Consider the following 26,320-nt stretch of genomic DNA (forward strand, 5'->3'; position numbering starts at 1 on the left):
CCTCATCTCACTCGCTCTACACAAAACCTTTCTCAATCAAAAATTCTGACCATTAGCGCTTCACTACGCCCTTAAAATCAGAGTTACCACCCAAGAGTTTAGATCCCAACAGAAATTCATCTAATGCGCTTAAAATCAGCCGAGTGGATAGTTTGCAGATTATTTATTGCACACTTTGAAGCGAAATGAGTGGACAGCAGGTTTCAAAATTACCTGGATACTATTGCCGAAACCTCCAAAAATGGAGAGAATATCGCAAAATATTATAACCTTGCACAGGTAGGACATCAATACCTAGCCTTGAGGAACAACCGCCTGTTTGGCTATCTTGATTTTTATGAGAACAAAAGCGGATTTAAGAGCAACTTTATTCCCGCACTCGGACCTTCAGTGGAGAGCTATAACCAGATCATAAAATTGGGCAAGACACCAATTGCAGTAAGTCAGAGTATTTATACCATAAACTCCAAAAATGCAGGATCGGGAGGACATCCCCACATGTTCGGCTACGTGGATCAGGGGCATTTGGTTTTTTCCTATTATAGTGAAGGAATTGTTAAAAAAGTGGGCACCGATGCATATGTAGCGCCTGACCCGCGTTTCCATAAAGAATATACGCTGAAAACTGCTGAGTCATTTTTCTCTGGGAGTGGAAGTCGTTCGCTCCTTAACCTGTGGCTGGAAAGATCGGCTAATGGTTTGGAAATCATTGAAAAGACTGGCACTGAGATAAAATTTAAATTGTTAAATGAGCCTTTTGATGCTGACAAAAAATTGATAACAGTTAGTGGTGCTGTCAATACCAAACGGTCGGTATTAGGTAATGGTATTCATTTTACACTGATTGTAAAAAATAATTCAGGCAATGCTATCTCCATTAAAAACATCGTGAACCAATTATCTGTGTCTTTATATAATGAACAAGGGCTTGATATTTCTGTACCCAATGAAGCTTTAAAAGAAAATAAAATCAACAGACGTCCTCAGGATCGTAAACGGAAATTTCAATCAGAATCAGTAGTTGTAGATCAGATTTCTATCAACGGGAGAAAAGAAACTAGCGATTTCAAAAATCAGGAATATATTGAAATTCCTGCTCGTGGTAATTGCAAAGTCAATTTGATACTACAGGATGTAAAACAAGTTGAGACACCCCAGGATGTACAAGATAAATTTCTTAAACCTACCATAAAATTGGCTCCTGGAAAGTATAAATTAAATTTGCACCTATTAATAGCTTTAGCCCAGCAAAATAGCTTAGGGGCGTACGAAGTAGTATATTCATCTCCAATGATTGATATTGATTATAAATGAAAGAGGTAGGGCCACTCCTGGAGCTCATGAAGATCAGCAATGACTATCTTTTTATCTAAGACTATCAGTGGCGAGGCGTGCATACGCATGATAAAATAAGTGGCAAAGGCTCTCAAATGGCTGGATAACCAGGGGTGTTTATGTAGGGGAGGTTGTTGTAGTGTAGATTTCTTTTATATACTTTAGTAGATGATGGTATCGGCGGTACTTCGATCTTTAATATCACATTAACCTCTATTTAAAATGAACAAATTTGTAAGGACTATCATTTACTTTAACCTATTTCTATTTTCTTTCTGCGCTCAATCTCAGGAAAAAGTAAAAACAACAACCTTTGTTTATAATACGATAAGCCCGTCTTTTAAACCTTTGTATTCTTTAAAATGCATTATGAGTAAAGATTATGCGCTTCTGAGTATGACCTATCTGGGTGATACAGCTTTGCTAAAAAATGAAAAAAAGATAGAGCAAGATGCCATTTCAGACACAATTAAAATGACAATGACGCTTAAGAGGTATCCAACTGTAAGTTTAATTAATCGGACTACAGGCGAGCTATGGTTAATCTGGGAGCAAGAGAATGGAAAAGTTGCTGTAAAGCAGAAGGATTTGAAACCTGAATATGTTTTTGACACCAATTCTAATTACATTCTCGATTATCAGAATGAGTATAAAACCATCGGTAAGTATAGATGTCAAAATGTAAAGGTTACAAATAAGGCCACCAAGGAGATACACTTCTGTTATGTCACAAATATTCCTGAAGGAACATTTTACAAAATGCCTTATGAAACTGGTATACAAGATGTTCTTGTGCAATCATATGATCTTAAAAATGCATTGTCTTTAAGTTTGGTTTCTATAACTAATGATTTTGTATCCAGTGATTTATTTAAATTTTCTAAGGATACGAATGTATTTGATACTCCAGAAGATTATGGCAAGTGGGGGAGAAAATATTTTGAAAGCTTACAAAAACAAGAAAATAATTAATTAATAATGGGGAGTATAAGAGCCATCCTTATATTCTATTTCAATCTTAAACTGATAGTGTTTATAATCGTAGTGGTTCACTTGGATCTTATGAGATTTAAAAATAAAATGATAAATTTAAATAACCATAACATACTCAGAAAATGCTCCTAACCAAACACATTTCAAAAATTTTAGTAGTATTGATCCTGTTCATTGCAAGTTGTAAGCCTAAAAGCCCTTACAAAATAGAAGAAATTATCTTCAATATCCCTCAAGAGCAAGTCTTCCAAAATTTAGATAACCAGTTCAAATTTGAAAAAGTCAAAATTTGGGGATTAAAAACTGAAGGGACTGATCAACTGCACGTAGAAGTAACCAACTCAAAAAAATATACCAATGAACTGCTGTTTACAAAAGAGTTGGCCAAAAGCATTAAAAACTATGTGAAAAATATAGACCACTATTCACATATAATAGTTAATACAGTTATTATGAAAAAGAATTTTTTGTTTTCAACAACAGAAAACAAAAATACAGTATTTAGAATGACTGATCTATCAAACATATCATATCAGGCATACTTTGAAGAAATAGCAAAAAAATAATATATTGTAAAATGCGCTCACCAACTAATCTACAACAGCCCTCAATGAAAAGAAAGCTCTTTACGACTAAACGAGCCAAAGCTGGTAAATCGGTGGAAGAAAAACCAACGCTATATAGCTTATTCAACCCTTCTGTCTATTTTTTAGTTATATTGATAGTAATCGTTCTCGGTGGTTTACTGAGCATTGTTAAAATTTTATAATTTTTTATAGGTCAATCCCGCTTTCTAATTATATTCATGAATGGTTATAAATTATTTGTCTCTCACACTTTCCATTGGAAGTCTCCTAATTGTCTTAGCTAGTATTTGGCTTTATCGGATAGGTCAAATAAGAATCTACGGTTTATTCTGGGTTTCCATTATTACCTCCGTACTGGCGACATTATTTTTTCTATATATGGCTTTTTTTCAGAACTTAAACATCGACCGGACAAGGGTTTGAACCCCTTCGGCTCTACTTAATAAGACACTCAGATATATATGCGACCATAATATATTTCCTATATTCGATTAACAAAATTAAAGACTTTAAAGGAATCGCACTTGTTCTACAAAATTTATGTGGGAAAAACTAACTATATATCGGCAGCTAGATAAGAAAGACATTAACAAAATATTCAAAAATTTCGGTCTAACTCTTTTGTCGCTTTTAGAGGGTTATATTATTAACCAAACAAGTTCTGTAATTAAAATTTCACGACAAGTCGGTCAACTTGAGCAAGCAATCTTCATTGAAAGGAATACTGGAGGCTATACTTTGAATGTGAGTACTTCAATAAAACCGATTGACTTTTACAAACAGCATAAGTTCACAATGGTTAATATTGTGCCCTTAGGCGAGATAATGAACAATCACCGTAGAACTTCTTATCCTTTAACCCAAGAATGGAATGAATTGGCTGTCTTTTTAGCGGCAAGAATTAACACAGAAGTTGAAAGCTATTTCGAGAAGTATAACTCTTTCAATAAAATAATTGATAAGCGAAAAGACATGGAACCTAAAAACTTTTCCCTTGACAACAAGTATGAATTATTAATATACGCTGCAATTAGAACCAAGAACAAATCACTGTTGAATTTCTACCTTGATAAAAAACTATCTAGAACGGTCACGCGAATTAGTCAAAGTGAATATTTAAAACCTAATAACAATGAAATAGATGAAGTTGCTTTTTTAACAAAACTAAAAACATTGGCTCAAGATGGCGACTTCATAAGTATTGAAGATGAAATTGTAGCAATCCATCAAATTCAACGTTAATTTGATGGCGGCCAAAGATTCTTTACTATACAAAAATTGTTCACGTACTTTGGTTTGATTGGGATCCATTAGGAGTAAATGATATTGCGCCGAGAGATGAATATCAGCGCTATATCGCGGAAATTTTCGAACTTGTGAAAACAAAGGCAGAACGACAGGAAATTGCTAGACGACTTTTTAAGTTGGAAACTGAAAATATGGGACTTGAAGGAAAAATGGAAGACTGTATACTTGTAGCAGATAAAATATTGAAAGCATAATGAGCGAATTTAATTATGGTTGGAATTTGGAGAAGTTGACCCTAACTTGCTTAAAATAGATGATCTGGAAAAAGTCTTAAATCCAAGTGTTTTAAGTTTAAAGGAAAATAGCAAGTGAAAGGTTTTAATATGTGGACACCAATGTCATTAGCTGAATTAAAAGCGTGGATTTTACGTGGAGAGTCAAAACTTGAAGATGAGTTGCTGAACTTTTGGAACTTAATAAAAATAAAGCCTCAAAAATGGCAAGAGCAAGAATATGGGGCTGAAGGTGGTGGTTTTTGGGTTGTTGCAATTTTTGGAACTGAAGTCATTTATTACAATGATATTGAGGAAGGGTTTAACATCTCGGAATATGAAGTCTATGGGCACATTAAAGAGTATTCGTGTGATCAAAGCGAACTTGATTGGGTAATAATTAGCCTTTACGAACGAATTAAAAAGAGGAGCAATTCAAACTGATACTTCCGTTCATTAATCATATCGGGATGTTCATCAATTTCTTTGTCTGTTAAATCAGGGTAAGCTTCGCACAGCTTGAAATCTACTGTATCGGTCATGTATGTGCTAATGTCTAGAATCGATGCCTTATCGCCGTTAATTAAGAAATCCAAAAGCGTAATAACAGAACAACCTGCATTTAACGCGTAGCTTCCATCATAATCCCCGAAATCTTCAGTGTCAGGAGTAACTGCATCAACCCGGTTATGGTATTCCTGAAGTTTACTTTTTTGCATCTCATCTATTTTATGAGATTTGCAATAGTTAATGGCTTCTGATAAAGCATCGGGATCTCCCCATTGATGTCTGTCGTAAAATTTGATATACTCTGGTAAAAGTCGCTTGCAGATATCCAGGCCAAAGGCTAAAAGCTTCTCCTGAGATAATGTCTCTATTTGTTGTTTGAGTTTGAAATTGAATTCAAGATAGGGGTTGGCAAATTTCTCGTTGCCATTGATTAGGTTTCTGATGAAGGTTAGGATTTTCATGGGTGGCTTTGATGTCTGGTACTTCAATAGACTTCAGTTTTGTTATTTTGTAAAATTCAAGGATAGGCATGTCTGCATAAGCGCAAATGCAATTGTGGGCTGCTTCGAAAGGTGGTTTATCACTCATTTTTTTATTGCAACGTTGAAAATAACAAAAATGATTTAAATGTCTAATGTAATAGACTCAAACCTTGGTTTTACTTAGAACTTCACTACCTGGATTTCCTTTACTGTTTTCTTTCTGGTTGTATCATTCCGATCAATTAACGTAGCAAATAATTTTACCTGATTGCTGCTGAACGATATACTATCTATGTTTTCCATCGGTTCAAGAAATAAAGGACTATTTTTAAATACTGCGGGTCTTTCTACACCTTTATTTAAATCTGCAATCGCCGCTACGAATTGGCTATCATAGTCCTTATAGGTAGTATAAACTATCTGGCCGTTTGGGATATTGAAATTAGCTATCGAAATAAATTCTCTGTATTTAGGAAATTTTTCTTTTGATAGTGTGAGTACGGCGCTACAGTGAGTGGCACAAGCATGCGTAAAAAAGAGATGTTTTTTATTTTCTCCTTCGAAGAATGGAATAAAATATCTTCTGAAGGTTAGTACATCCGGAAAATGGTAAAGACCTTTGCTTTTATTCTTACTCCATTCAATATAAAGATCACTGTATCTGGTGCTGTCGTCTTTTATTAAATATTTTATAGACCAGCCATCTTGCGTAGTGGTGTCAATCGCATAGTAACTGACATCAGCATAATTTGAATCATTAAAGTTTATAGCTATTAGCTTGCCTGTTCCTGCGTAGGGTTTGAATACATCACTGGATTTTGCGGCAACTGGATTTGCCTGTAGGGCATTAATTTTTTTGTCGGCGTTACAGCTAGATAATATGAATAGGATTAGAAAGGAAATTATAGACGTAACGGGCGGGTTAGAGTGCGTGTTCATTTTAATCGGTATGGTGAACTAAATATACAAATGATATATTTGGTGGTAAAACCGAACTGCTTTTTAAAATGATAAAATAGAAATCTGAACGAAAATTGAAAAAACTACTGGTTTTGCTCCTAATTGTGATCGTTGCGCCTTTATTGGCCGCTTTATATGGTATAACACATGATCAGTTGACTTATACGATCAGTCCTGAATATTACACGAAATTTAAATTTATTCAATTGAGTTGACTGGAAACAAAGATGAAGCAATATTGCCTAACCCAAGGCTGGCAGTTGCAATGGTAGGCACAATGGCGACGTGGTGGATGGGAATTCCAATAGGGATCATTTTGGGTTTGGTTGGCTTAATTCACCGTCAGTGGAAAGAGATGTTCACTGTTACGCTGCAAGCTTTTGCTTTGACCATCGCGGTTGCTTTTCTGACGGGTTTGATTGGCCTAGGTTATGGGTACTATAATTTCGCTAATGATCCTATTTACTTTACCTCCGCCTGGTACCTGCCTAAAAACCTTCTAGATGTTAAAAACTTTGTTGCCGTTGGCTCTATGCACAATTTCAGCTACATTGGTGGTGTTACGGGATTACTGGCTGCGGTTTATTTTTCGATAAGAAGGAGGTTGCAATGAGAGAATTTGTTTATCAAACTCATATCTAAAATATGGAACGCATTACAATAACCGCAAACCACATAAAAACCATATGCTGGAAAGATGATAAAATTCTTGATTGGGCATCAGGCACGGCATATTCAATGGATGGGACAGAAGAAAGTATCGGATGTCGTTATGGATTTGCAGATAGCGCGATTAGCTCAGATAATGGAGAGTATGTTTTCATCTATCAAAAACTTGGAACGAAAGGTCTTCTTCTTAAAAATGGTGAGCTTCTAAGAGAGATTAATCGCTCGTATTATTGTTCCGAAGTCTATGAATATCCCGCTGCTTTCGCTACAATTCAAAGCAAAACTTATCTGATTCATTGTCCTCTTTCTTATGATCAATTGGACTTTGAAGATGTTGAAACCGGAGAGCTTATTACGAACATAAAAAATAGGGAACCCAGCGATAGATTCCACTCGAGATTAGAAATTAGCCCAGATGGCAGATACCTGATGAGTAAAGGCTGGGTGTGGCATCCCTTAGATGTCGTTATGATTTTTGATCTTAACAAGTGTATTGATAATCCCCAATTGCTTGATGAGCCACAATTTTGTCCCAATGTAAGTGCAGAAATCTGTACGGCTAGTTTCGTTGATGACAACACGGTTGTAATAGGCTCGTCTGATGAAGTTTTAGGTCACGATAATATTGGACATTTGCCACCAAGACACATTTGTTTATGGGATTTTAAAACTAATAAACTGTCAAAGCCAGTACCGATAAAAGAAAACTTTGGTAATTTACTTGCTATTGACGCATGTCGTGCATGGGATTTATTTGATTTTCCAAAAATCATTGATATTAGCTCCGGTGAAATAATTGAACGAAATAAGGAAGTCAATAGTGGTAAACAGCAATCAGCAATAATAAATAAAGCAGATTATTTTCCCTCCATAGCATTTAATAAGCATACTGGTCAGATTGCCATAAAAGCGAATGAAAGAATTGAAGTCTTGACACCAGGACAAAGGAAATAAAGTATGGGTTTGGATTGCTCATCTTCTAGCTATATGCTTGACCCGGAATCGCCGATATATACAATTGTATAGTCATCGTTATAAGTCCTGCTCTCAATTCCTAATTTTTCCAGCAATTCATTAGCTTTTTGCCTTATTTGCACCCAGGTAGGGTGGGTGTCAATATGGTCCCAATCCCAAATCTCTGGTGGAATGTCATCTGCACTTTTTTTAAACGCCATTAATTCGGCTTTAAAACATTCATCAACTAGCTTATTGCGAAAAATTGTTTCAAAACAAACCGGCGTAAAAGCGTAATCTATTTCCGTTTCCAGTTCGGACATTGGATTAAACGTAGGTGCAGCCAATTTGTCCAATTCATCCAATGTTAATGCGAAAAGAATGATTGAATTGATCAGATTGGAATAATAAAAATTCACATGTTTATCATATTCAAGCTGTTCTATATCAATAGCTGAGCGATCTATTTGGGGTTTATTTACCATTATCTATTTAGCGTATTGGTTTTGCCAATTTACAAAGAACTTTTCAAGGATTATTATTTTGATAATCTGGCAGGCTAACATTAGATAGCTGGTAGAATAAATGATAGAAATTATTTCTACATTCAGATATATGAAAGGATTAATATCACCAAGCCGCTATCATAGTATTACACCAATTACTGAAAAAATGGCGATTGAACTCGCCAGTATGCCAGCACTGGAAACAATTCAGTTTCATGATGTAAAACCAACGCCAGCAACGCTCAACATTCTGAATGATATTGTTTTTAAAAATAGAAAGGATATTACCCTAAGGGTATATGGTTATAGTGGAAGGTGGCAAGATATCGGTATGCTAAAATTGTTACCGGAGTTGGAGAAGTTCGATTGGGACAGCGATACATTCCAATCCGTACAGCCGCTTTATGAATTGAAAAAACTTACCCATCTAGGCATAGGCTTTGCCAATCCCAAACCAAAAATAAGTGTGAAATTTTTGGCTGACTTTAAGGATACTCTGACTAGCCTGAACATGGAGGGTGATTACAAAGATTTTCTAATTACAGTTCCAGTATTGAAAAAGCTTACCAAAGTCTGGTTTTTTTCAATGAAACTGACAGGATTTGATTTTTTAGAAGGTCTTGCGATTGAGACTTTGGGCAATTATGGTGGCCGGGTCGCCAGTTTTGATTTTTTAAGTAATCTGAAAACGCTTAAAAATCTCTGGATCAAAACGAATTCAAAAATCGAAGATATTAATTTTATTACTGACTTACCTTTATTAGAAAAACTGGAGCTGTATTACTTGTCCAAGATTACAACTTTTCCTAAGTGCAATCATCTTTTACATCTAAAAGAAGTACTAGCGTTCGAATTGAACCGCCTTAACGACATTGAGGAATTGAGGAAGCTTAAGAATTGCAAAGTCACTGCCTGTGGAAAACAGGTGCCCGATAAAGGTTATAGCTATGATCCTGGAAAACCATATCAATGAGCCAAGATTTATTTATGATTTTGTAACTTATACCGAATCATAAAGCAGAAAGATTGATATGCAACGAGATAAAAAATCTGATGAAATCAGATAGCATAACTGAAATAGGTATTGACAGCAAGGAGCGGCTCTATATCATTCCAGAGAACGAACAGTTTACCATGATTTGGAGAAGTGCGAGTGAAGTGCATTGGGATGAAAACCGATTGCGCCTTTATTCTCCTAAGCCAAGAGAGTGGAGTTATTATCAGTTAAATGATTTATATATATTTACCTATGAGTTGGGATATTGTGCTATTTAATTCCAGGCAGAAAATCGAGTCTATAGAAGAGTTGGATGAATCTCAGCTTGAGCCGACAGATTTCTGTTCATTATTGGAAAACCATTTTGGAAACATCAAAAAAGACGACAACCATAGATCAATTATAGGTGAGGGGTATGGTATCGATTACTTTATTGATGATGAAGAAGCGAGCCACAAGATATTGAATTTGTATGGTGAGCATGCGCTTTTTGAACTGATTGTGCTGGCGAAGAAACATGGCTGGCAAATTTTTGATACCGGTATGGGGGGGATGGTTGATTTGGATAATCCTTCTGAAAATGGGTATGAAAACTTCCAGAATTATTTGAGTCAGATATTGAAAGACGAAATTAATTGACATAATGAATATAGATTACAAAAATGGAGATGCAACAAAGCCTGAAAACAAAGGCAATAAAATTATAGTACATGTTTGCAATGACATTGGCGGTTGGGGAAAAGGCTTTGTGATGGCAATTTCAAAACGTTGGAAAGAGCCAGAGCGGAGTTATAGAGATTGGTTTAAGACAAAAGACAACTTCGTTCTGGGTCAAGTCCAATTTGTACAGGTTGAAGCTGAGCTTTGGGTTGCGAACTTAATCGGACAACATAAAATCAATAAAGATGAGCAAGGGAATGCGCCAATTCGTTATGAAGCAATTTTATCGGGGCTGGATAAGGTTGGAGAATATGCGCTGGAAAATAATATGACAGTGCATATGCCTAGAATTGGATGTGGATTAGCAGGTGGAACGTGGGATAAAATAGAACCTATAATTCAATCTACCTTAACTGGAAGAAATATATCAGTGACAGTTTATGATTTTTAAACAGCTATCTGGAAAATGATGTGGATTCAATCTGTAATAGAAGAACTTAAAGAACTTGCAAAAACTGGTGCTTTAAAACTTCATAGTGGTGCCTCCGAAGCTGAGTTAAAAGAATTAGAAGTAATTTATAACAAAGTTTTGCCTGAAGACTTCCGCACGTTTTACAAATTCTGTAATGGTTTTGAAACAGATGAAGATATTTTTAATATGATTATGATCGAGGAGATTATTGAAAATAAGAAGCGATTTAATAATAGTTTGTATATAGCAGAGTATATGATTTATTCAGATATTTGGGAGTTAGATATATCTCCTCAAAACCCAAATGATTATCAAATCACCAATCTAACTCGTTCAGGTACTACAATAACGCTAACCAGATCATTGGCAGAATTTATACATCGCTTTCTTAAAGGTGGTGTATTTGAAAAGGGAGGCTTGTATGACTGGCATGAGGAAATTTTGAAAGGATGATTATGAAGGTAAAAACAGAATATTGATTTTTATTTCAGTATATTGATATTTAGTGCAAAACATTTCTTGTTGGTTAATATTAAGGTGTTTGGTTATCTTTGGGGAAACTAACTAAGCAATTATGACAGAAAAAATTGTGGGGATTCCGGATGAGGCCGTTTTAAGTAAGATTTTTCAGATAAGAAGTGAGAAAGTGATGTTGGATCGTGACTTAGCAGAACTTTATGGTGTTGAAACAAGAGCATTTAATCAAGCTGCGAAACGTAATTTGGATCGCTTTCCAGAAAAATTTATGTTTCAATTGACGCCAGAAGAGGTTGAAGATATAGTATCACAAAATGTGATACCATCAAAACAGATACTAGGAGGGGCATTTCCCAGAGTTTTTACTGAACATGGTGTGTTAATGCTTTCAAATGTGCTTAAAAGTAAAAGTGCTATAAAGATGAGTATTCGTAATATCGAAATGTTTGTATTGCTTAGAGAAATGGTGTTGTTACATAAAGATGTTTGGGTGTTGGTAGAGCAAGTTGAAAAAAGGCTAATGAAGCAAGACCAGAAAATAGAAGTGCTGTTTAGTTATCTGAATAAGGTTTATGGATAAGGTTTATGGATAAGGTAGACGGCCCAAAGGAGCAAATCTTATTGGAGATTTGATAAGCCGGATAAATTAAGTACAGCCTTTATGAGTCGTTTTAAAGGATGTCTATTCTGCAGTCTTAATGATATCACATATCACTTTATCCAGATCTTTGGCGCTTTGAATGATTGCGCGATTCATTGTATCTCGCTCCAATTGATCAGCAAAGAAGCTTTCATCTTCAAATAGGGAAACGATTCCCATAATATTTGCCAGTGGAGCTCTTATGATGTGAGATTGATGCCAGGCAATGTCCCTTAACTTGGCATTTTGCTGCGAAATCTTATCATCTTTCATCACTGCATCGGTAATATCCTGGATGATGAAGATATAGTGCAACTTATCCCTGGTATGGAAACTACTAGAACTTAGCAAAACTTTAATTTTTCGGTGATTTTTAGTTGTGCCATCAAACTTTTCCTGGTAAAACAATGGCGTTTTTATTTGAAATCCCATTGGGTGTACGGTAATGCCGTCGCTTTTGCTGAACTTGATGTCATGGATCAGGTCAGAAAGTGAAAGATTGGTCAGTTTCCCTAGTCCATATTCAAATGTATTACGCGCCCACTTATTGAAATAGGTGATTTTAAGTTTGTCGTTTGTAATCAAGATTCCGATAGGAGCAAGGTTGGATATCTTTCTGAACCGATCTTCACTTTCCTTCAATCCAATCTCGTACTTCTTTCTGATTGTAATATCTTGAGCGCTTAATGTTACCCCAAGAAGGATACCTTCCTCATCATATACCGGAGTCATCCGGTATTCGAACCAGATTGAAGTATTTTCACTTTCCGCAAGAGCCTGAACGGTAACAGACTCACCATTTATCGCTTTATTGTAAGTGTCCAGGTATAGTTGATGATCGGATTCCAGGACGAAATTCGGATAATACAAATCGCCAACTTTGATTTCCTGTCCATGGAATTGCTTCAAAACATTCTGTATGGTACGATTATAGGCGAGAATTTCGTGCTTCTTTCCAATAAGGAGGATGCTCTCTGGACTGTTATCCAGTATGGCTTTAATGTAAGAGTTCCGCATACCTGAATCTACAAAATAATCGATAAATATTCCGTAAAATCTGTGCAAGCCATTCCTGGCGACGTCGTTTCTTCCCCCTGGATCACGTATATCTATTTATATATTTACCTGTGAGTTGGCGTATTGTGCTGTTTAATTCCAGGTAGAAAATAGAGTCCATAGAAAAATCAAATGAATTTGTTATATTGAAATAAACTCGATAATAAAACTAGCATGCAAAATATTAACAATACCTTTTTTACTAAAGACATATATGATAATGAAATTAGACTTGATGTTAACGCAGATGTCCTTGGAAGAATTCATAATGATGGCGTAACAACAAGTGATAAATTGCCCATTGATTTTGTATTTATCACTGACACAGAAGATAAAGCAAACAGTTTAAAGGCAGCTTTATCCTCTTTGTACACAGACTACCAAAATGTTGAAGTAAGTGAAACCAAAGACTTTTGGGAAATAAATGGGATTACAAGTGCAATTGGGATGACAATTGATGAGATAAATAAGTGGAATGAGGAAATGTGGGATATCGGATATAAATATGACTGTCAGTTGGACGGCTGGCAAGTTGGAGTGCGAAATTGATTCAACTGCTAACATCATAGGCTTAAACTTCGTTTTGATTTGCATGTCTGTATCAACCAGGCCGGAAATTGATCGGGTGGGGGTATGAAATAATAGGTTTAAATTAGAACAATAACAACTCCACAAAAGTACAATGGCGACCAGTGATTTAACAAGCCGAATATTGGCTTACAGAGAACTTCAGGACTTTAATAGTGACCAAATAGTTGATTGGGCTATTGAAATGCTAGCTCTGGGGCATGAAACTCCTTCAATACTAATTTTGGCAGGCATATCTAAACCTACAAACTTTTTTGAAACTGAAAAGTACCTTCTTGATGCATTAAGGGAGCTAGGTATGTTAATTCCGGAAAGACATGAGGCAATACTTGGATATTGTAAGTACTTTATAGAACAGATATCAAAGGCTATTTCCGTAAGATACAATTTAAACAAACTTTACAAAATAGCTCAAACAACTCTTGATGACAATGTTGTCTTTGATTTTTATTTATTTTACTGGGCATGGAGTGATTTAGATTATGGAGAGACATACCAAGACTATGTGCCGGAAGCTACAAAATATAACATTGAAACATTATTGATCAACAAGGCTAAAGAGTGGCTGAAAGAAAAGGAGTGAAGGGATAGAGTACAGGTTATAAGTGATTTATATCAGGAGTTTCTGACGATCAGAAAATTTTGTAAGTTGCATAACCATTTTAATTATGAGACGCTATCAAAATCTGCTTATTTTAATGTTTTTTTTTCTTTTTCCAAAGTTGCCAGGAAAACAATGGCTCAGTTGAATTGATAGTTGAGAAGAGATAGTTTACGTTGACTAGATTAGGAATCGCTAAAAAGAAATGACCAGAGGTTAATGATGAAAAACCCTATTAACAACTTATCGGATCAAGAATTGGAACTTTATAATCATGCTAGTTTGTTAGACGGAACAATGGAAGGTAGGACTCAACAGCTCGTTGAAAGTGCTGTATTTCATGTATATAGAGGTGTCCACAGGAGCTATCTTGATTTGTTTTTGAATTCAGACGACAATGAAACAAAACTTGAAGTTTTGAAGCGATTGATATTTTTAAATTGGTATTCTATGGTTGAACCCAGCTGCTATACTGGTATTGGAGATTTAGACCGTTCAACTGTTTTTGATTCCTATTCGATCTTAAATGAATATCTGGCTGAGGATAAAATTGACACAGAATTAAAATGGATGTTGTCTTATTATGCAAGTTGGGACTACACGATATTGGAGTTTTCTGAGAACAAACTTGAAGCGTTAACAAAATTTGTAAAAGCAGTGGACTGTTCAGTTTCACATGCTCCGAAAAACCAGCTATTAAACGGTACCATGGTTAATAGGGGACAGATGGGGGTTTATTGGATGAGTAGGAATTAATAATTGAGATTTGATACAGGTGGTTTATGATGCTATTGGATGGTTTGATTTATTTTTTGCTTGGTCTTGCTGTGATTATATTTATCAGCACAATTGGTGCCGTTGGATCGCGGAAGCTTGATTTTAAGTATTCGTATTTGGGTGTAATTTCTGTACTACTTTATATAGGATTGGGTTTCTTGATTTCTAAACAGGAAGGCATACTTCATGTGCTGATAATTAATGGAATTTTGGGTTTGCTAGATTCGACTTTAGGATACAACTTATCAATCTCATTTAAAGCAAATAATGGTTATGCTAAGCAAGAAAGTCTGAAAATGATAGGATTAAAGACTTCGATAGGTATGATACTGTTTACGGTGGCGCTAGGATTGGTCGGATATGTAGTTGGATTGATGGTGTGATAGCTATGGATAAAGACATACTGGAACATTGTTTTCTTTAACAATGTTGACTAAGTTTGCACTATGGAAACGCTGATTGTACAACCAAAAACCAAAGAGCAGATGGCAGCTGTTAAGGCTTGTTTGAAAGCGTTGAAGATTGATTTCAAGGTCGATGAAAAAAGTCCTTATGATCCTGAGTTTGTGAAAAAGATTCTGCAAGGTGAAGAAGACATAAAAAAAGGTAAAGGCGTTAAAATAGCGACCGAAGACTTGTGGAAATAATTTATTCACCAGAGGCTTTAGAAGACCTAAAGTATTGGGAAAAATCTGGCAATAAACCTATACAAAAGAAAATTCAGGAATTAATTTATGCCATTCGGAAGAATCCTTACGAGAGATTGGTAAACTAGAACAATTAAAACATGATCTCTCGGGAAGATGGTCTCGTCGAATCACCAGGAACATCGGCTGGTTTACAGGGTTAATGAATTGAACGAAATTATGATTCTGGATATTACATCTTTAAAAGGCCACTACTAAATGTTATCGAAGAGTACTTATTAGATCAACTTCTTTTGCTTTTTTAAGAAGTGTTATAATGAGTAAAAGCTAAATTAGAATTATGAGAATAGCCCTGGCATCGCCGCCCGTTCCGCAATCACTTGACAGTGGATTAGTTGTATTTGAAGAACTTGTGAAATTGGCATCTGAAAGCAAAGCCGAGATTATTTGTTTCCCTGAATCTTATTTACCAGGCTATCCAGGTATGGGATATTCCGATCAGGATCGTGGTGCCGAATCATTATCCGGTGCTTTGGATCGTGCGGCAGAGGTTGCAAAGAGTTATAATATTGCTATCATAGTGCCAATGGACTGGCACAGTTCAGCCGGGCTTGTAAATACTGCTTTTGTTATATCTTCCAAGGGAGAGATTCTTGGACATCAGACCAAAAACCAGCTCGACCCTTCAGAGGACAATATGTGGGTATCGGGTACGCAGCGACATTTATTCGAAGTGAATGGCGTAAAGTTTGGCATTAGTATTTGTCATGAGGGATTTAGATATCCTGAATCTGTACGTTGGGCAGCAAAAAATGGCGCTTCAATTGTTTTTCATCCCCATTATACTGAAAATAGAGAAAACGGAAAAATATCTGCCGAATGGGGTAGTATGGATAATCCCTACTATGAAAAAGCGATGATGATGCGATCCATTGAAAATACAATCTACTTTGCGAGTGTGAACTATGCATCGGAGTACATGGAATCGGCAACATCGATAATTGATCCGGAGGGTAAATGCATAGCCTATCAGGATTATGGAAAAAGCGGTGTGTTGATAAAGGATATCGACATTGATCGCGCCACTGGATTTTTGGCTAAGCGGTTTAAAAGCGAATTATATCAAAAATAAGGGAAATATAATCAATGATGCATATTGCTGTGCCAGTCAATGTTGAATACTAGCAGATCATTTACAAGCTTTACTACGCGCTGTTGTTCATGGTAAACGGCTATCTTTTGGATGTCGTCACGTTAATATTGAATATCGCTTGTGCAATTAGACTAATGGGAGGCAATGGCACGATGATAATAATAATTGGTGGTATGCACCGGTATTCTCCTTCTGGTGCTGGAGATAGTGTAGGTAATATTTGAAGGAAAGTAGTTTAGGCGATAATAAGGATAGCTGTAAATATGTAGGTGACTACGGCAGGACGAATCTTCTATGTTAGTTTAGACCTAATTTTAAAATTGTTAGTTCTTTGATTAAGCGATCTTTAATTTTTCCAAAATTATAATCTATTTGATTGTGAGCAAAATTATAGAAGGTTAATGTGTGATCAAAGGGAAGTATTCCAAGTTCATGGGTAGAGCTCCTAAGAGATTTTTCTAACTCCCAACTGTTCGTCGATTCTCTAATGTCCTGTACCATCGCTTCAAAAATTATGATCTTATCCTGCATGTGCGCTTCAGCGTTAAAAATAAAGGAAAATAATGCCCCGGCAAATGCTTTAATTGAATCTAGTACAATTTGGTTGTCTAGTAGGGTATGATTAAAGACTGATTGTAATTTTGCAATCGCTTGTTTTTGCTGGATGTTTTCATCCTGCTGGTCCTGCAGCAACAATAGTGCTTCCTGATATTTTTTCATCTCGGTAATGTCATTGAACAGTATTCTGATTCCACCCTCCATGCTTTCCATTAGCGGCGGAGCTGGCAAATTAATGCTGAAATCGGTTACAAAAACATCTTTGACTTCTAATATAATTGTATTCTTCATAATCTAATCCTGAAAGATTTACAATATATCAAAATTTACTTTACGCAGGGCTGAGGTTTTATTTTACAGAAATTGGTTGGCTCTATATAATATTGGAATTTTCTTTAGAATATTGCTGTTTGTTATAAATAATTAATTATTGGTTAATTATTGAATTGTTGTTATATTTGCCGTATGAGCATTAGTGATTATGGCGGTAAAAAAACTGGTATCAAAAGCCGGTGTCCATCAGCATATTGGAGCATTGTCTTATTGGCAGAATATTTGTTATTTTTGTTCTATGGAAACGCTGATTGTACAACCAAAAACCAAAGAGCAGCTGGCTGCTATTAAGGCTTTTTTGAAGGCGTTAGACATTCCTTTTAAAAAAGAACCTAAAATCCCAAATACAGCCACAATAGCTGCTATGGAAGAATTGAAAGCTGGAAAAGGTAAGAAGTTTAAAAGTATTGAAGCGTTATTTAAAAGCATTTAGATGCTGATCCATGTTTGAAATTGTCTCCATAAGCTTTCTTTTTCCTGACACGAATATCTGCGTTAAATTTATTAAAATGCCGTTACAAAAAGCTTATAGTTATTTTGCCAGTAATCAGCGATAAAGCCCCATTTGTATTCTTTATATCTTTTTATGGTACTGATCGGTAGTTCTCTGATAACAGTTTGTTTTGTTCCCGAGGCTTTAGCTATATATATTCCGTCCTTGATTCCCGAGTTTTCACACTCATAGCCGTTAATGGTGCCTATTTTTTTACACTGGTAATTTTCGATATAGAACAAATCACTGGTCCAATTCATATCTGCACAACCACTTCTATGGTAGGAGTAATAGTACTGGGTTCCTCCAATCTTGACGGGGGAAGGAAAGTCCTGGAAGTTGAGTACATTTTTAAATGTTTTAGACTTGGGTTCGTAAAGAAGAAATCCCTCTATACCCGGAACATTAGTCATGTAATATAATCGGATGTCTTTATAACCATCCATATCAAAATCCTTGAATTCAAAATCAGCAGCTGCATCTGTTTCCTTAAATATGGTATCGCGGTTGTTCTTTAGAATATACATGTTATAGGTACTGGTATATTGGATCAAGTAGTGATCTCCGTTTATAGATGCTTCAGCGGTTTTTAATATGTTATCTCTAACAGGAGCTGGTGTTTTGTTTCCGGCTGGGACAACTGTTTTTTGAGCGTGTTGTTTACATGAGAAATATAATAGGATTAGAAAGAGATATTTGAAGAGTCGCATGGGTTATAGGGTATTAATATATAGCGTCATCTGAATTGATCTTGGCAACGACCATCATCAAAATGCATATCCAAACCTTCAAGAAGTTCGTCGGTTACAACTTCATTGTGGTATTCGCAGATATGAATATTGCCGTACCGGCAAATACTGAAACATAGTTTTTCGTTGGTGTCGCAGAAATAAATGTACTCAGGCGTTTTGCCACCGCATCGATTAAACCAAAATGCTATGTCTAACAACTTAGGTAAGTCAGCCAGTTCTAATACTATCGCCTCTTCATACTGAATATCATTTGTTATCACTAAAAAACTACTAATGGCATTTCGATATGGCTTATATGTATGGTCAGGTACACCACATAAACTTTGCTTATGAGAACCAATCATAACGACATTTTCAATATGAAGTCGGGTCAGTAGCAAATTCAATTTTTCCGAAAGCGCTTTAGTGTACGTTGAGAGATCGCTATGATTAAATGCAATAACACTATGAAGCATTTTTGGTTTTGGGAAATCTATATGGACTGCATCATTTGTCTCATAATACCAGTTTCGGTCGTCGTTTTCCTCAAAATATTCTGGATTGTCATCGAATGTATCTTTTTGAAATGAAACTAATAACGAAGTAGCGATCTTGTATTGTTCGAGTATATCTTTTCTTTTGATAAGGGTGATCATAACGGTGTTGGCATTAAGTGGTGTCTAGATTTGTCCGTCATCTTGGTTTTTACACTTTATCATACTATAACGGACTAAATATACAAATGATGATTGCTAGATGCTCCAATTTAACTAAATTGTATCCTAAATACTTGGCATTGCGTTATAATGAATCAACGATTTAGTGAAATTATTAAGATGGGTGAAACTAATAATATCTTCAGCACAAGTGTGGCCAAAATTCTAGTTTTTATCGTAATTGTTGCTTTTTCTCTAAAAGTAAATGCTCAGAAAAAGGATAAGACCGTAAAATTGCAAGATGAAAAAATAAAGCTTGAAAGTGAGGCTGACACGCAAGGTGAGCTGGAAATAATTTGGAGTGAGAAGTTATTTAAAGAACATTATATAAGACAACATTATCCAAAATTCAAAGGCGTTATATCTAAGTATGGAGATTCCATTTTGTTTGATAGGGATTTAGTTGAAGTGGATGATTCTACTGGAAAAATGCAATTAATCTTTGAAACTGGTATTTTTTACCCCGGGATTATTTCCGGTGAACTCAACACCAGTAAAAAGCCATTGCATGTTGATCAATACAAAAATAGTCCTGCCTTACTTTTTATTCGAACGGATAGTTTAATGGTTAGTGGCTTTGACGAAATTAAAGTGTCAAATGGAAATATTAAGTCAAAAAGATTCCGGTTTTTATTGTGGCGTAAAGGTCTAATGAATCCTTCAGTTTGTTTTATAGAATTGACTAATAATAAAGCGAAAGCTAGTGCAGATTTTAAAACCTTTGTTGGGCACGCAAAACTAACTTTTTTTGAGGAGGGATGGATAGGGATTTGAACTTTATGGTGTTGAAACAAGAGCAATCAGGTTTATGAATAAAGTAGACGGCCCAAAGGAGCAAATTGGTTTTAAGGTGGGTAATGAAGAAAACTGAGCTAAAGATGTAGGACGTCTGGAAACAAAAAAGCCTGAAATCTTAAATTTCAGGCTTTAGTTTTTTTGAGCGGAGAGCGAGGGATTCGAACACAAGACATAAGTTGTTGTATTTTAACACCTTGACCTCCATATATCAAATGCGCCACGAATGACGTGATTTTATATTTGCAAGTATAAGTAACCGAATAACAAATAATGCAAGACTATCTGCTAATTCATATACATCATCAATAAATTAAAGACCAACATTTCATTAGTTAGGTAAATTTAAACATAACCAAGTTTATTTACAAGATTTTTGTTTCGGATTGTTATGCCTTTAGCTGGATTGTGTCATTCAAATCAGGTGCTAACAATATTATCGAAAAACACATTGCCGGCAGAGTGGATAGGTTTCCTCAATTGCATCTTCATCAGAAAACATTTCAAGGAAATCATGCCACGTATGTAATCTGTCGTCATTGCCGGACGTTTACAAGTTGCCTTACGCCATAAACCGGCACATTACTTGATAATAGCCAACGACGCTTTACTGCCCAAATTAAACTTTCTATAGCTCTTGATAATCCAGGATGGATTATCTGATCCAATAACAATCTTATTTTAACCCTAAAACCAAAACCGTCTCAAAATTGACTTCTGAGACGGCTTCTTTCTTCTTGCTCTGAGCCTTACACTGAAACGTATTTATTTTGTGTAAGCCCGACAGCAATCTAATGATATCTATTTCTGCTGATTTTCTACTCCATCAGGCAGGTCAGAATTTTGGTAAAATAAATCACCTGCTCCTCAACAAATCTTTAAATTAAGGGAGATGTATTTATTCTCCACCTCATAGGGATTATAACCAATTCCAACCATTAAGGGTTTAGAAGAAAAGTTTCTGTTCATTAAAATGAGCACCAATGGTTATAAAACTGAGGAGAAAATAGACTTTGAAGAATATAAACTAAATGTACAAACAGATAATAAGATTCTGATACAGTCGCTCTTTACGACAGCAATCGTTACTTATGCCAAATGGTTTACTAACAGTTCCGGTGGTAAAAAACCTAAGCTGGAGGCTGCTGTGATATACAAAAACACTTCTCGATCCATTCAAAAAACGCATGAAATGGAAAACAGGGTAATTGAAGCAATTAAGGTTAGCAAAGAGGCACAAGAGGGTAATGTTACCAATATTTAAGAGTCAAGCTGGTAAAACCAACATGGGAACTCACAGAAAACTACCTTTTTTCTAATAATGAGATGGCTCAATGCTTGTTAAAACTATTCTTCTATTTTCTAATAATTAAGTGTTTCAATTCCGGAGTCCTCATGATCTGCTCCATCTCCGACTGAACAATGTCCTGAATGTCTTGTTTAATCTGATTGTAATTGGCCTGCACCATGCTATTGTCTATGTCCCTGATTAGAGGCATAGGCTTATAATTATCCATCTCTTTCTTTAACCCTGCATGATCATTCTGAATCTCGGCATGAAATGTTTTAAGTGCTATTTTATTGTCAGGATCATCGGCTACCATGCCGACAAATTCCCCGGAGCTGAGACCAGCTATAGTAGATGGAGGGACAGCTGATTCCAGTTGTTTGGACTTACTGACAGAGGTGTCGGTTCGGTTAATGGACAAGCTTTCGCGGTCCTGCATGATCTTTCCAAACCTTTCTGAGAGTTGTTTTGCAGTATCACCGGTGACCTGTCCAGACACCACGTTACCAACAATATTCATAATTACGTCGGCCTGCTCCTTGCCATAATCTTTCCTGAGCTGGCTCATGTCCTGCAGGCCAAGCGTGGTCGCCACTTTATTACTGCGGGCAGTTGCGATTAAACCATCTACATTATTCAGGTATATCGTAGGAAATTCATCGAAGACCAGACTGCTTTTGAGTTTATCTTTCTTATTGACCAGCTTAATCAGACGATTGACATAAAGCGATAGAACCGCACCGTAGATCTGTATTTTTTGTGGATTATTACCGGCACACAGAATCTTTGGCGACTCTGGATTATTGATGTCAAGGGTAAAGTCTGAGCCGGAAAGCACATAATATAATGATGGTGAGGCCAGCCTGGCCATTGCTATTTTAGCGGACGCTATTTGTCCCTCTAGCTGCTCCATTGCATCATTGAGGAAAGCAGAATAAAAAGGGTTTAGGAGTGGCTCAAGTTCTTTATTCCTTCTCATGATGGTGAATAATTGACTGTAGTCAACCATCATCAGTTCGATAACGTGAGGCAGTGTACAATAAGCCCCGTTCCGGTATTTCCTCAGATACCAAATGATAGCAGACAGAAAATTAATTGGAGAATCCACGAAAAAATCGCCCTGTTTGGTTATCCACGTTTTGTTTAATCCAAGTAAGATCGTTCTGGCAGATTCTGAGGCGTCGGTGATATCAAACATGCCGGATGGGTCCAGTGGATTACACCTGTGACTTCTGTTGAGGTCATCAAAATTGATGACATAGAACTTAGAGGGGACCTTATATTTGTGTTTATTTTTTAGCCAGGCATTGTATGCGATGACAGATAAATCATCAAACTTGAAGTCATAAACGAACATTGAAAACCCCTTTTCGATGTGCTGGGTGATGACATGGCGAATGACGAAATAACTCTTGCCGGCCCCCGGACTACCACATACTAACAAGCCTCGAAAAGGATTAATAACATTGATCCATGACTTGCGAACCTTCCCTTTTAGGTGATATTTTGCTGGAAGGTTGACTGAATACTCATTTTGAAGCAGCCGCTCTTCCTGTGGGAATGTCTCATTGTCTTTGTTGAAAATGTCCCCTTTGAGCCTGTCTTTAATGATACGCGATAGTAAAACCCCACCGTTCACAATGAGCAGAAACCCTGCACTGGTGACAGTGATGTACAGCCATGCTTTTGTAATCGATGACGCCTCTGCTAATAGAATAAGCCCACTGATAAAATAGGTGAGCAGCCCCGGCAGCAGGAAAGCCAATGCGGATTTGTAGCTTAGTTTTTCGTCTTTTTTCCCTTTTGCGCCCATCAGGGATACAGTAAGCATCCCCAGGGCAATCAGTTTTGAGATATAGAAGCTCTTGAAGATGCCTGTCGCAGCAATATTTCCGAGCAGTTTATTGGTTAGCGCTGTGGTCAAATGAAAGTGATTAAATAGCCCATAGCAGTAATAATAAAAGTGTAAGATTAATATGGCGATTGCCATTAACCTTGTCATGTCGAGTATCTTCCTCAGCGCTTGTTCGTTCTCTCCTGTACTCATTTTCGTTTAATTTTTAAGTGTTCGAATTCCCTTTTCTTTTTTTCTTCTTTCTCTTTCTGCCTGCCAGCTCATAGGGCATGTAACTGGTATCTGCCTCCGGGGAAAGCAGTTGTTCAATCAGGTCTTTTGGCCATAAGTGCTGCGCAAAATCTGGTGGCGGGACCGCCTTAAAAGGTGCTATAGGTGCGTATCTGCGATCCGGATGGGTATTACTGATCTTATAGGACACAGGGCGGGCTGATAGGCCGGTCGTCTTTTCAATAATGTTTCTGGCACTGTACTCTTTTCCCAGATCACTGCCATTAAAAACACACTGCGTTTTATGATCGATATAGGTGATGCCGTAAGTCTGACCTTGCTCATTTTGCCTCAAAACGACTGCAATACCCGACTTTTCAAGTGAGCTGACCAGGCCAGCTAATGTTGGATTCCTGGCCTGCAGCAGGTAAAAATCTATCTTGCTCTTTACGCTGTCGCGGAATGGTTTTCTGGCACGGTCGCTTGCCTGAAAATGTGTTTCCAGGTTCTTTAGCGTGGGCTGAAAATGAAAGCCACTGGCTTTTATCGGTACGCCGACAGGCTTTCCTTCGGCGTCCAATACCCTATACAGCAGACCCTGATTATTATAGATGCGTGAGTCTACAGCTCCCCTGTCTGCCCGGACGTTATAAAGCTTAAGCAGGGCATTGAATTCTGCCAGGGAAGTGTACTTATAGCGTTTGTGTAACGCTTCCAGGACAACTGAAAGCGCTTTTTTAGTTTCCCGTTTGCCATAAACGATCTGCTCGGCAGAAATAGGTTTTAGCTTATAATCAATGCTGTTTTTGCCTTCCGCCTCCACAAGGCCGAACATCTTTTCAACGGCGATCCTGGCCGGTTCGGACATGTGAATGCCCAGGTGATGTAGATCAATCCGGCTATTTTCTGATTCAATATTGGTTGTCAGCACATGCACATGCGGGTGAGCGGCATCGTAGTGCTGATAGATCAGGTAAGGCTGGTTGCCGAAGCCTAAACGTTCCATATATTCCCTTGCAATCCGGACGTATTGCTCTTCGGAGATCACCTCGGAAGGATCAAAATTCAAACTGATGTGTACGCTATTTACCGCTACATTTGGCTTTAGTGCAGCCAGCTTCTCCAACATTCTCAGCCGCAGATCCTGGGTCAGATCTTCACCTGAAACCGGATAATTTTCTGCATGCAACCACTTGGCCTGGCCTTCTTCTACTTTCGTTTCATTATAAAAGAAACTCTTCCGGATGGACCTGCCGGGTTTTATCCGCGCAACCATTCCGCAGCTGTTTTACTGATATAATCCCGGATCGTCTCAATAGATTTAACCAGGTTCTTTTCCTGTAAACGGAAGCCGAGTATCCACTGATCAAGGCTCTTTTCTTTCGGCATTGTGTGGAGCTTCTTTACCACCTGGTTGTAATTATTGGCAATGCCGTTGAGGTCTTTTCTCAGGGCCAGTAGCTCGGAAAGAATGTCCTGAAGGGTCTGATTCCGGACGGCTCCGATCATCGGTTTGCCTAAAATAATCTTGCGGATATAGTCACTTATTTTCTTCTCCGTCGTCTTACCAAAAGCCTTTTTTATAATCGTTTCTTCTGCTTTTGTGATCCTGACATGAAGCCATTGGGACCTGTTTTCGGTTTCTCTTTTCATCACCTTTTCGTTTTCTCATTAACCTAAATTCATCAATTCAAACCCCGCGAGTTCCGAGCATCAAGGGGTAAAACATCCGTTGTGATACAACGGTTCATCTCGCAGGGTGCAAGCTTGCTCAGCACTGTACTGTCAGCTATAAAAATTCAGCATGCTATAGTTTGTTATAAAATCTTTGGAAGTGTCGCCTTACCGTAGGGCTGGGCAATCAGCCAGTCATTGGGGTCATGGAACTGGCTGTATAAATAGCGGCAGTCCTGAAACCCTGGTCCGGAAGCGATGGCCTGAGTGGTACAACGATCACCCGTAGGGTCGTTATCCAGAAATAGTAATTTCGTCGTGTAGGATTGCAGAAGGGGCAGCGTCCTGGTGAGAAAGGCCGTCGAGTTTAAAATGAAATAATCTGCCTCCAGGTTTGCTGCGGTTACCAGCGAGAGGAAGTCCATAAAACCCTCAATCAATATGGCCACAGAATTTCCGCTAAGAATGGAAGTTATGTCTTTGGGACTGGCGCTAAGCTTTGAGTAGGCATTGCGGATCTCATATCCTCCTGAGCGGTTGGCAAAGCCAATGGCAAAGTAGGTTCGCTCGTATAGGGAGTAATCAATTTCTACGCAGTGCCGTTTTGCCACTGAGATTAGGATCTTCCTTTTCCTTAGATAATTGAGTAAAGCGGACGAAGAAAGCGGACGACTGTTCAAAACAGTAATTTCTTTTACTGTTCCGGTGTCAGTTGGTGGGATATGCCTTGCGATCGGTACAGGTCCTGCGGCCAGCAAGTTTAAAAATTGAGAAATCGTGCATTCATAGTAACGGATGCCGAAATCTATCAGGTCGCCGCCCACACCTATTCCGAAATGAAACCACCGGTTAAGTTTCCTGCTGATCTTAAAAGATGCTGTTCTTTCCCCATGAAAGGGACAAATGTACCAGTAGTCGTCCCTGGTTATTTTAGCCGGCGCCATCCCTAATGAGGCCAGGAATTCAACTAAGTCCATCTCCTTAGCTTGCTGTATTGTAAACCGTTCTGTTTTCATATCCACGCTCACTTTTCTGTTTCACATTGCTAATGTAGAAAGGGTGATAATTTTTAAGGTCAGCCCT

At 37.3% G+C, this 26,320-nt stretch carries 33 protein-coding genes; 22 read left to right on the forward strand and 11 right to left on the reverse strand.

Annotation, left to right across the window (positions count from 1 at the left end; genetic code table 11):
• The first annotated feature begins 189 nt into the window (after nucleotides 1-189).
• From R2Q78_RS00005 to R2Q78_RS00025, 5 genes are all read left to right on the forward strand, one after another.
• Entirely contained in the window at nucleotides 190-1,314 is a 1,125-nt protein-coding gene (locus R2Q78_RS00005) for a hypothetical protein (RefSeq protein WP_316787671.1), read from the forward strand.
• A gap of 243 nt (nucleotides 1,315-1,557) precedes the next feature.
• Nucleotides 1,558-2,307: a hypothetical protein gene (locus tag R2Q78_RS00010; protein WP_316787673.1), complete on the forward strand. Its 750-nt coding sequence runs from the start codon at nucleotides 1,558-1,560 to the stop codon at nucleotides 2,305-2,307.
• A gap of 143 nt (nucleotides 2,308-2,450) precedes the next feature.
• Complete coding sequence (locus R2Q78_RS00015) at nucleotides 2,451-2,894, forward strand: hypothetical protein (protein ID WP_316787675.1); 444 nt, start codon at nucleotides 2,451-2,453, stop codon at nucleotides 2,892-2,894.
• 561 nt (nucleotides 2,895-3,455) lie between these two features.
• The gene (locus R2Q78_RS00020; protein ID WP_316787678.1) at nucleotides 3,456-4,157 is read left to right on the forward strand and encodes a hypothetical protein; all 702 of its coding nucleotides are present in this window, start codon (nucleotides 3,456-3,458) and stop codon (nucleotides 4,155-4,157) included.
• 401 nt (nucleotides 4,158-4,558) lie between these two features.
• Nucleotides 4,559-4,879, forward strand: coding sequence for a hypothetical protein (locus R2Q78_RS00025; RefSeq protein WP_316787680.1), 321 nt, complete (start codon nucleotides 4,559-4,561; stop codon nucleotides 4,877-4,879).
• Here the strand turns inward: R2Q78_RS00025 and R2Q78_RS00030 are convergent.
• The gene (locus R2Q78_RS00030) at nucleotides 4,843-5,406 is read right to left on the reverse strand and encodes a DUF416 family protein (RefSeq protein ID WP_316787682.1); all 564 of its coding nucleotides are present in this window, start codon (nucleotides 5,404-5,406) and stop codon (nucleotides 4,843-4,845) included. The two genes, R2Q78_RS00025 and R2Q78_RS00030, sit on opposite strands and share 37 nt — an antisense overlap.
• Nucleotides 5,407-5,607: 201 nt before the next feature.
• The gene (locus tag R2Q78_RS00035) at nucleotides 5,608-6,366 is read right to left on the reverse strand and encodes a hypothetical protein (protein WP_316787685.1); all 759 of its coding nucleotides are present in this window, start codon (nucleotides 6,364-6,366) and stop codon (nucleotides 5,608-5,610) included.
• Between the two features lie 232 nt (nucleotides 6,367-6,598).
• Between R2Q78_RS00035 and R2Q78_RS00040 the strand changes: the two genes are divergently transcribed.
• Together R2Q78_RS00040 and R2Q78_RS00045 are read left to right on the forward strand one after the other, a co-directional pair.
• Nucleotides 6,599-7,000: a hypothetical protein gene (locus tag R2Q78_RS00040; protein WP_316787687.1), complete on the forward strand. Its 402-nt coding sequence runs from the start codon at nucleotides 6,599-6,601 to the stop codon at nucleotides 6,998-7,000.
• Nucleotides 7,001-7,032: 32 nt separating this feature from the next.
• Complete coding sequence (locus R2Q78_RS00045; protein ID WP_316787688.1) at nucleotides 7,033-8,010, forward strand: hypothetical protein; 978 nt, start codon at nucleotides 7,033-7,035, stop codon at nucleotides 8,008-8,010.
• 29 nt (nucleotides 8,011-8,039) lie between these two features.
• Here R2Q78_RS00045 and R2Q78_RS00050 read toward each other — a convergent pair whose 3' ends face one another.
• Nucleotides 8,040-8,495 (reverse strand): hypothetical protein, encoded by a 456-nt coding sequence (locus tag R2Q78_RS00050; RefSeq protein ID WP_316787689.1) that lies wholly within the window; start codon nucleotides 8,493-8,495, stop codon nucleotides 8,040-8,042.
• Nucleotides 8,496-8,625: 130 nt separating this feature from the next.
• Here R2Q78_RS00050 and R2Q78_RS00055 point away from each other — a divergent pair, with 130 nt between their 5' ends.
• From R2Q78_RS00055 to R2Q78_RS00080, 6 genes are all read left to right on the forward strand, one after another.
• On the forward strand, nucleotides 8,626-9,489 hold the full coding sequence (locus R2Q78_RS00055; protein WP_316787690.1) for a hypothetical protein: 864 nt from the start codon (nucleotides 8,626-8,628) through the stop codon (nucleotides 9,487-9,489).
• 80 nt (nucleotides 9,490-9,569) lie between these two features.
• Nucleotides 9,570-9,791: a hypothetical protein gene (locus tag R2Q78_RS00060; RefSeq protein ID WP_316787692.1), complete on the forward strand. Its 222-nt coding sequence runs from the start codon at nucleotides 9,570-9,572 to the stop codon at nucleotides 9,789-9,791.
• Nucleotides 9,766-10,152 (forward strand): hypothetical protein, encoded by a 387-nt coding sequence (locus tag R2Q78_RS00065; RefSeq protein ID WP_316787694.1) that lies wholly within the window; start codon nucleotides 9,766-9,768, stop codon nucleotides 10,150-10,152. The genes R2Q78_RS00060 and R2Q78_RS00065 overlap by 26 nt, the downstream gene beginning before the upstream one ends.
• A 4-nt stretch (nucleotides 10,153-10,156) precedes the next feature.
• Nucleotides 10,157-10,624 (forward strand): macro domain-containing protein, encoded by a 468-nt coding sequence (locus tag R2Q78_RS00070; protein ID WP_316787696.1) that lies wholly within the window; start codon nucleotides 10,157-10,159, stop codon nucleotides 10,622-10,624.
• A 15-nt stretch (nucleotides 10,625-10,639) separates the two neighbouring features.
• On the forward strand, nucleotides 10,640-11,098 hold the full coding sequence (locus tag R2Q78_RS00075) for an SMI1/KNR4 family protein (protein ID WP_316787698.1): 459 nt from the start codon (nucleotides 10,640-10,642) through the stop codon (nucleotides 11,096-11,098).
• A 121-nt stretch (nucleotides 11,099-11,219) separates the two neighbouring features.
• Nucleotides 11,220-11,702: an ORF6N domain-containing protein gene (locus R2Q78_RS00080; protein ID WP_316787700.1), complete on the forward strand. Its 483-nt coding sequence runs from the start codon at nucleotides 11,220-11,222 to the stop codon at nucleotides 11,700-11,702.
• Between the two features lie 102 nt (nucleotides 11,703-11,804).
• Here the strand turns inward: R2Q78_RS00080 and R2Q78_RS00085 are convergent, their stop codons facing one another.
• On the reverse strand, nucleotides 11,805-12,779 hold the full coding sequence (locus R2Q78_RS00085) for a PAS domain S-box protein (protein ID WP_316787702.1): 975 nt from the start codon (nucleotides 12,777-12,779) through the stop codon (nucleotides 11,805-11,807).
• Nucleotides 12,780-12,992: 213 nt separating this feature from the next.
• Here R2Q78_RS00085 and R2Q78_RS00090 point away from each other — a divergent pair, with 213 nt between their 5' ends.
• From R2Q78_RS00090 to R2Q78_RS00115, 6 genes are all read left to right on the forward strand, one after another.
• Entirely contained in the window at nucleotides 12,993-13,367 is a 375-nt protein-coding gene (locus R2Q78_RS00090) for a ribonuclease E inhibitor RraB (protein WP_316787704.1), read from the forward strand.
• A gap of 163 nt (nucleotides 13,368-13,530) precedes the next feature.
• The gene (locus R2Q78_RS00095; RefSeq protein ID WP_316787706.1) at nucleotides 13,531-13,989 is read left to right on the forward strand and encodes a hypothetical protein; all 459 of its coding nucleotides are present in this window, start codon (nucleotides 13,531-13,533) and stop codon (nucleotides 13,987-13,989) included.
• 237 nt (nucleotides 13,990-14,226) lie between these two features.
• Entirely contained in the window at nucleotides 14,227-14,763 is a 537-nt protein-coding gene (locus tag R2Q78_RS00100) for a hypothetical protein (protein ID WP_316787708.1), read from the forward strand.
• A 26-nt stretch (nucleotides 14,764-14,789) separates the two neighbouring features.
• Nucleotides 14,790-15,167 (forward strand): hypothetical protein, encoded by a 378-nt coding sequence (locus tag R2Q78_RS00105; RefSeq protein ID WP_316787709.1) that lies wholly within the window; start codon nucleotides 14,790-14,792, stop codon nucleotides 15,165-15,167.
• A 63-nt stretch (nucleotides 15,168-15,230) separates the two neighbouring features.
• The gene (locus tag R2Q78_RS00110) at nucleotides 15,231-15,431 is read left to right on the forward strand and encodes a DUF2683 family protein (protein WP_316787710.1); all 201 of its coding nucleotides are present in this window, start codon (nucleotides 15,231-15,233) and stop codon (nucleotides 15,429-15,431) included.
• 340 nt (nucleotides 15,432-15,771) lie between these two features.
• On the forward strand, nucleotides 15,772-16,563 hold the full coding sequence (locus tag R2Q78_RS00115) for a carbon-nitrogen hydrolase family protein (protein WP_316787712.1): 792 nt from the start codon (nucleotides 15,772-15,774) through the stop codon (nucleotides 16,561-16,563).
• Nucleotides 16,564-16,881: 318 nt separating this feature from the next.
• Here R2Q78_RS00115 and R2Q78_RS00120 read toward each other — a convergent pair whose 3' ends face one another.
• A complete protein-coding gene (locus tag R2Q78_RS00120) occupies nucleotides 16,882-17,433 on the reverse strand; it encodes a hypothetical protein (RefSeq protein WP_316787714.1) in 552 nt (183 codons plus the stop codon).
• Between the two features lie 190 nt (nucleotides 17,434-17,623).
• On the opposite strand from R2Q78_RS00120, the gene R2Q78_RS00125 reads away from it, so the two are divergent.
• Nucleotides 17,624-17,908, forward strand: coding sequence for a DUF2683 family protein (locus R2Q78_RS00125; protein WP_316787716.1), 285 nt, complete (start codon nucleotides 17,624-17,626; stop codon nucleotides 17,906-17,908).
• Between the two features lie 71 nt (nucleotides 17,909-17,979).
• On the opposite strand, the gene R2Q78_RS00130 is transcribed toward R2Q78_RS00125, so the two are convergent.
• Both R2Q78_RS00130 and R2Q78_RS00135 read right to left on the reverse strand, forming a co-directional pair.
• Nucleotides 17,980-18,678, reverse strand: coding sequence for a hypothetical protein (locus tag R2Q78_RS00130; protein WP_316787718.1), 699 nt, complete (start codon nucleotides 18,676-18,678; stop codon nucleotides 17,980-17,982).
• A gap of 26 nt (nucleotides 18,679-18,704) precedes the next feature.
• Entirely contained in the window at nucleotides 18,705-19,355 is a 651-nt protein-coding gene (locus R2Q78_RS00135; RefSeq protein ID WP_316787720.1) for a hypothetical protein, read from the reverse strand.
• A gap of 180 nt (nucleotides 19,356-19,535) precedes the next feature.
• Between R2Q78_RS00135 and R2Q78_RS00140 the strand changes: the two genes are divergently transcribed.
• A complete protein-coding gene (locus tag R2Q78_RS00140) occupies nucleotides 19,536-20,189 on the forward strand; it encodes a hypothetical protein (protein WP_316787723.1) in 654 nt (217 codons plus the stop codon).
• Between the two features lie 994 nt (nucleotides 20,190-21,183).
• The gene (locus R2Q78_RS00145) at nucleotides 21,184-21,474 is read left to right on the forward strand and encodes a hypothetical protein (RefSeq protein ID WP_316787725.1); all 291 of its coding nucleotides are present in this window, start codon (nucleotides 21,184-21,186) and stop codon (nucleotides 21,472-21,474) included.
• 91 nt (nucleotides 21,475-21,565) lie between these two features.
• On the opposite strand, the gene mobC is transcribed toward R2Q78_RS00145, so the two are convergent.
• From mobC to R2Q78_RS00165, 4 genes are all read right to left on the reverse strand, one after another.
• Nucleotides 21,566-23,545 (reverse strand): conjugal transfer protein MobC, encoded by a 1,980-nt coding sequence (mobC, locus tag R2Q78_RS00150; RefSeq protein WP_316787727.1) that lies wholly within the window; start codon nucleotides 23,543-23,545, stop codon nucleotides 21,566-21,568.
• 13 nt (nucleotides 23,546-23,558) lie between these two features.
• Nucleotides 23,559-24,839 carry a relaxase/mobilization nuclease domain-containing protein gene (locus R2Q78_RS00155; protein WP_316787728.1) on the reverse strand — a complete coding sequence of 427 codons (1,281 nt, stop codon included), beginning with the start codon at nucleotides 24,837-24,839 and terminating at the stop codon, nucleotides 23,559-23,561.
• Nucleotides 24,824-25,216 (reverse strand): plasmid mobilization protein, encoded by a 393-nt coding sequence (locus R2Q78_RS00160; RefSeq protein WP_316787729.1) that lies wholly within the window; start codon nucleotides 25,214-25,216, stop codon nucleotides 24,824-24,826. Before R2Q78_RS00160 ends, R2Q78_RS00155 begins: the two co-directional genes overlap by 16 nt.
• 164 nt (nucleotides 25,217-25,380) lie before the next feature.
• Nucleotides 25,381-26,253 carry a toprim domain-containing protein gene (locus tag R2Q78_RS00165; RefSeq protein ID WP_316787731.1) on the reverse strand — a complete coding sequence of 291 codons (873 nt, stop codon included), beginning with the start codon at nucleotides 26,251-26,253 and terminating at the stop codon, nucleotides 25,381-25,383.
• Nucleotides 26,254-26,320: the final 67 nt, after the last annotated feature.

It is taken from the genome of Pedobacter frigoris (assembly GCF_032678645.1).
In the GTDB taxonomy this organism is placed as follows: Bacteria; Bacteroidota; Bacteroidia; order Sphingobacteriales; family Sphingobacteriaceae; genus Pedobacter; species Pedobacter frigoris_A.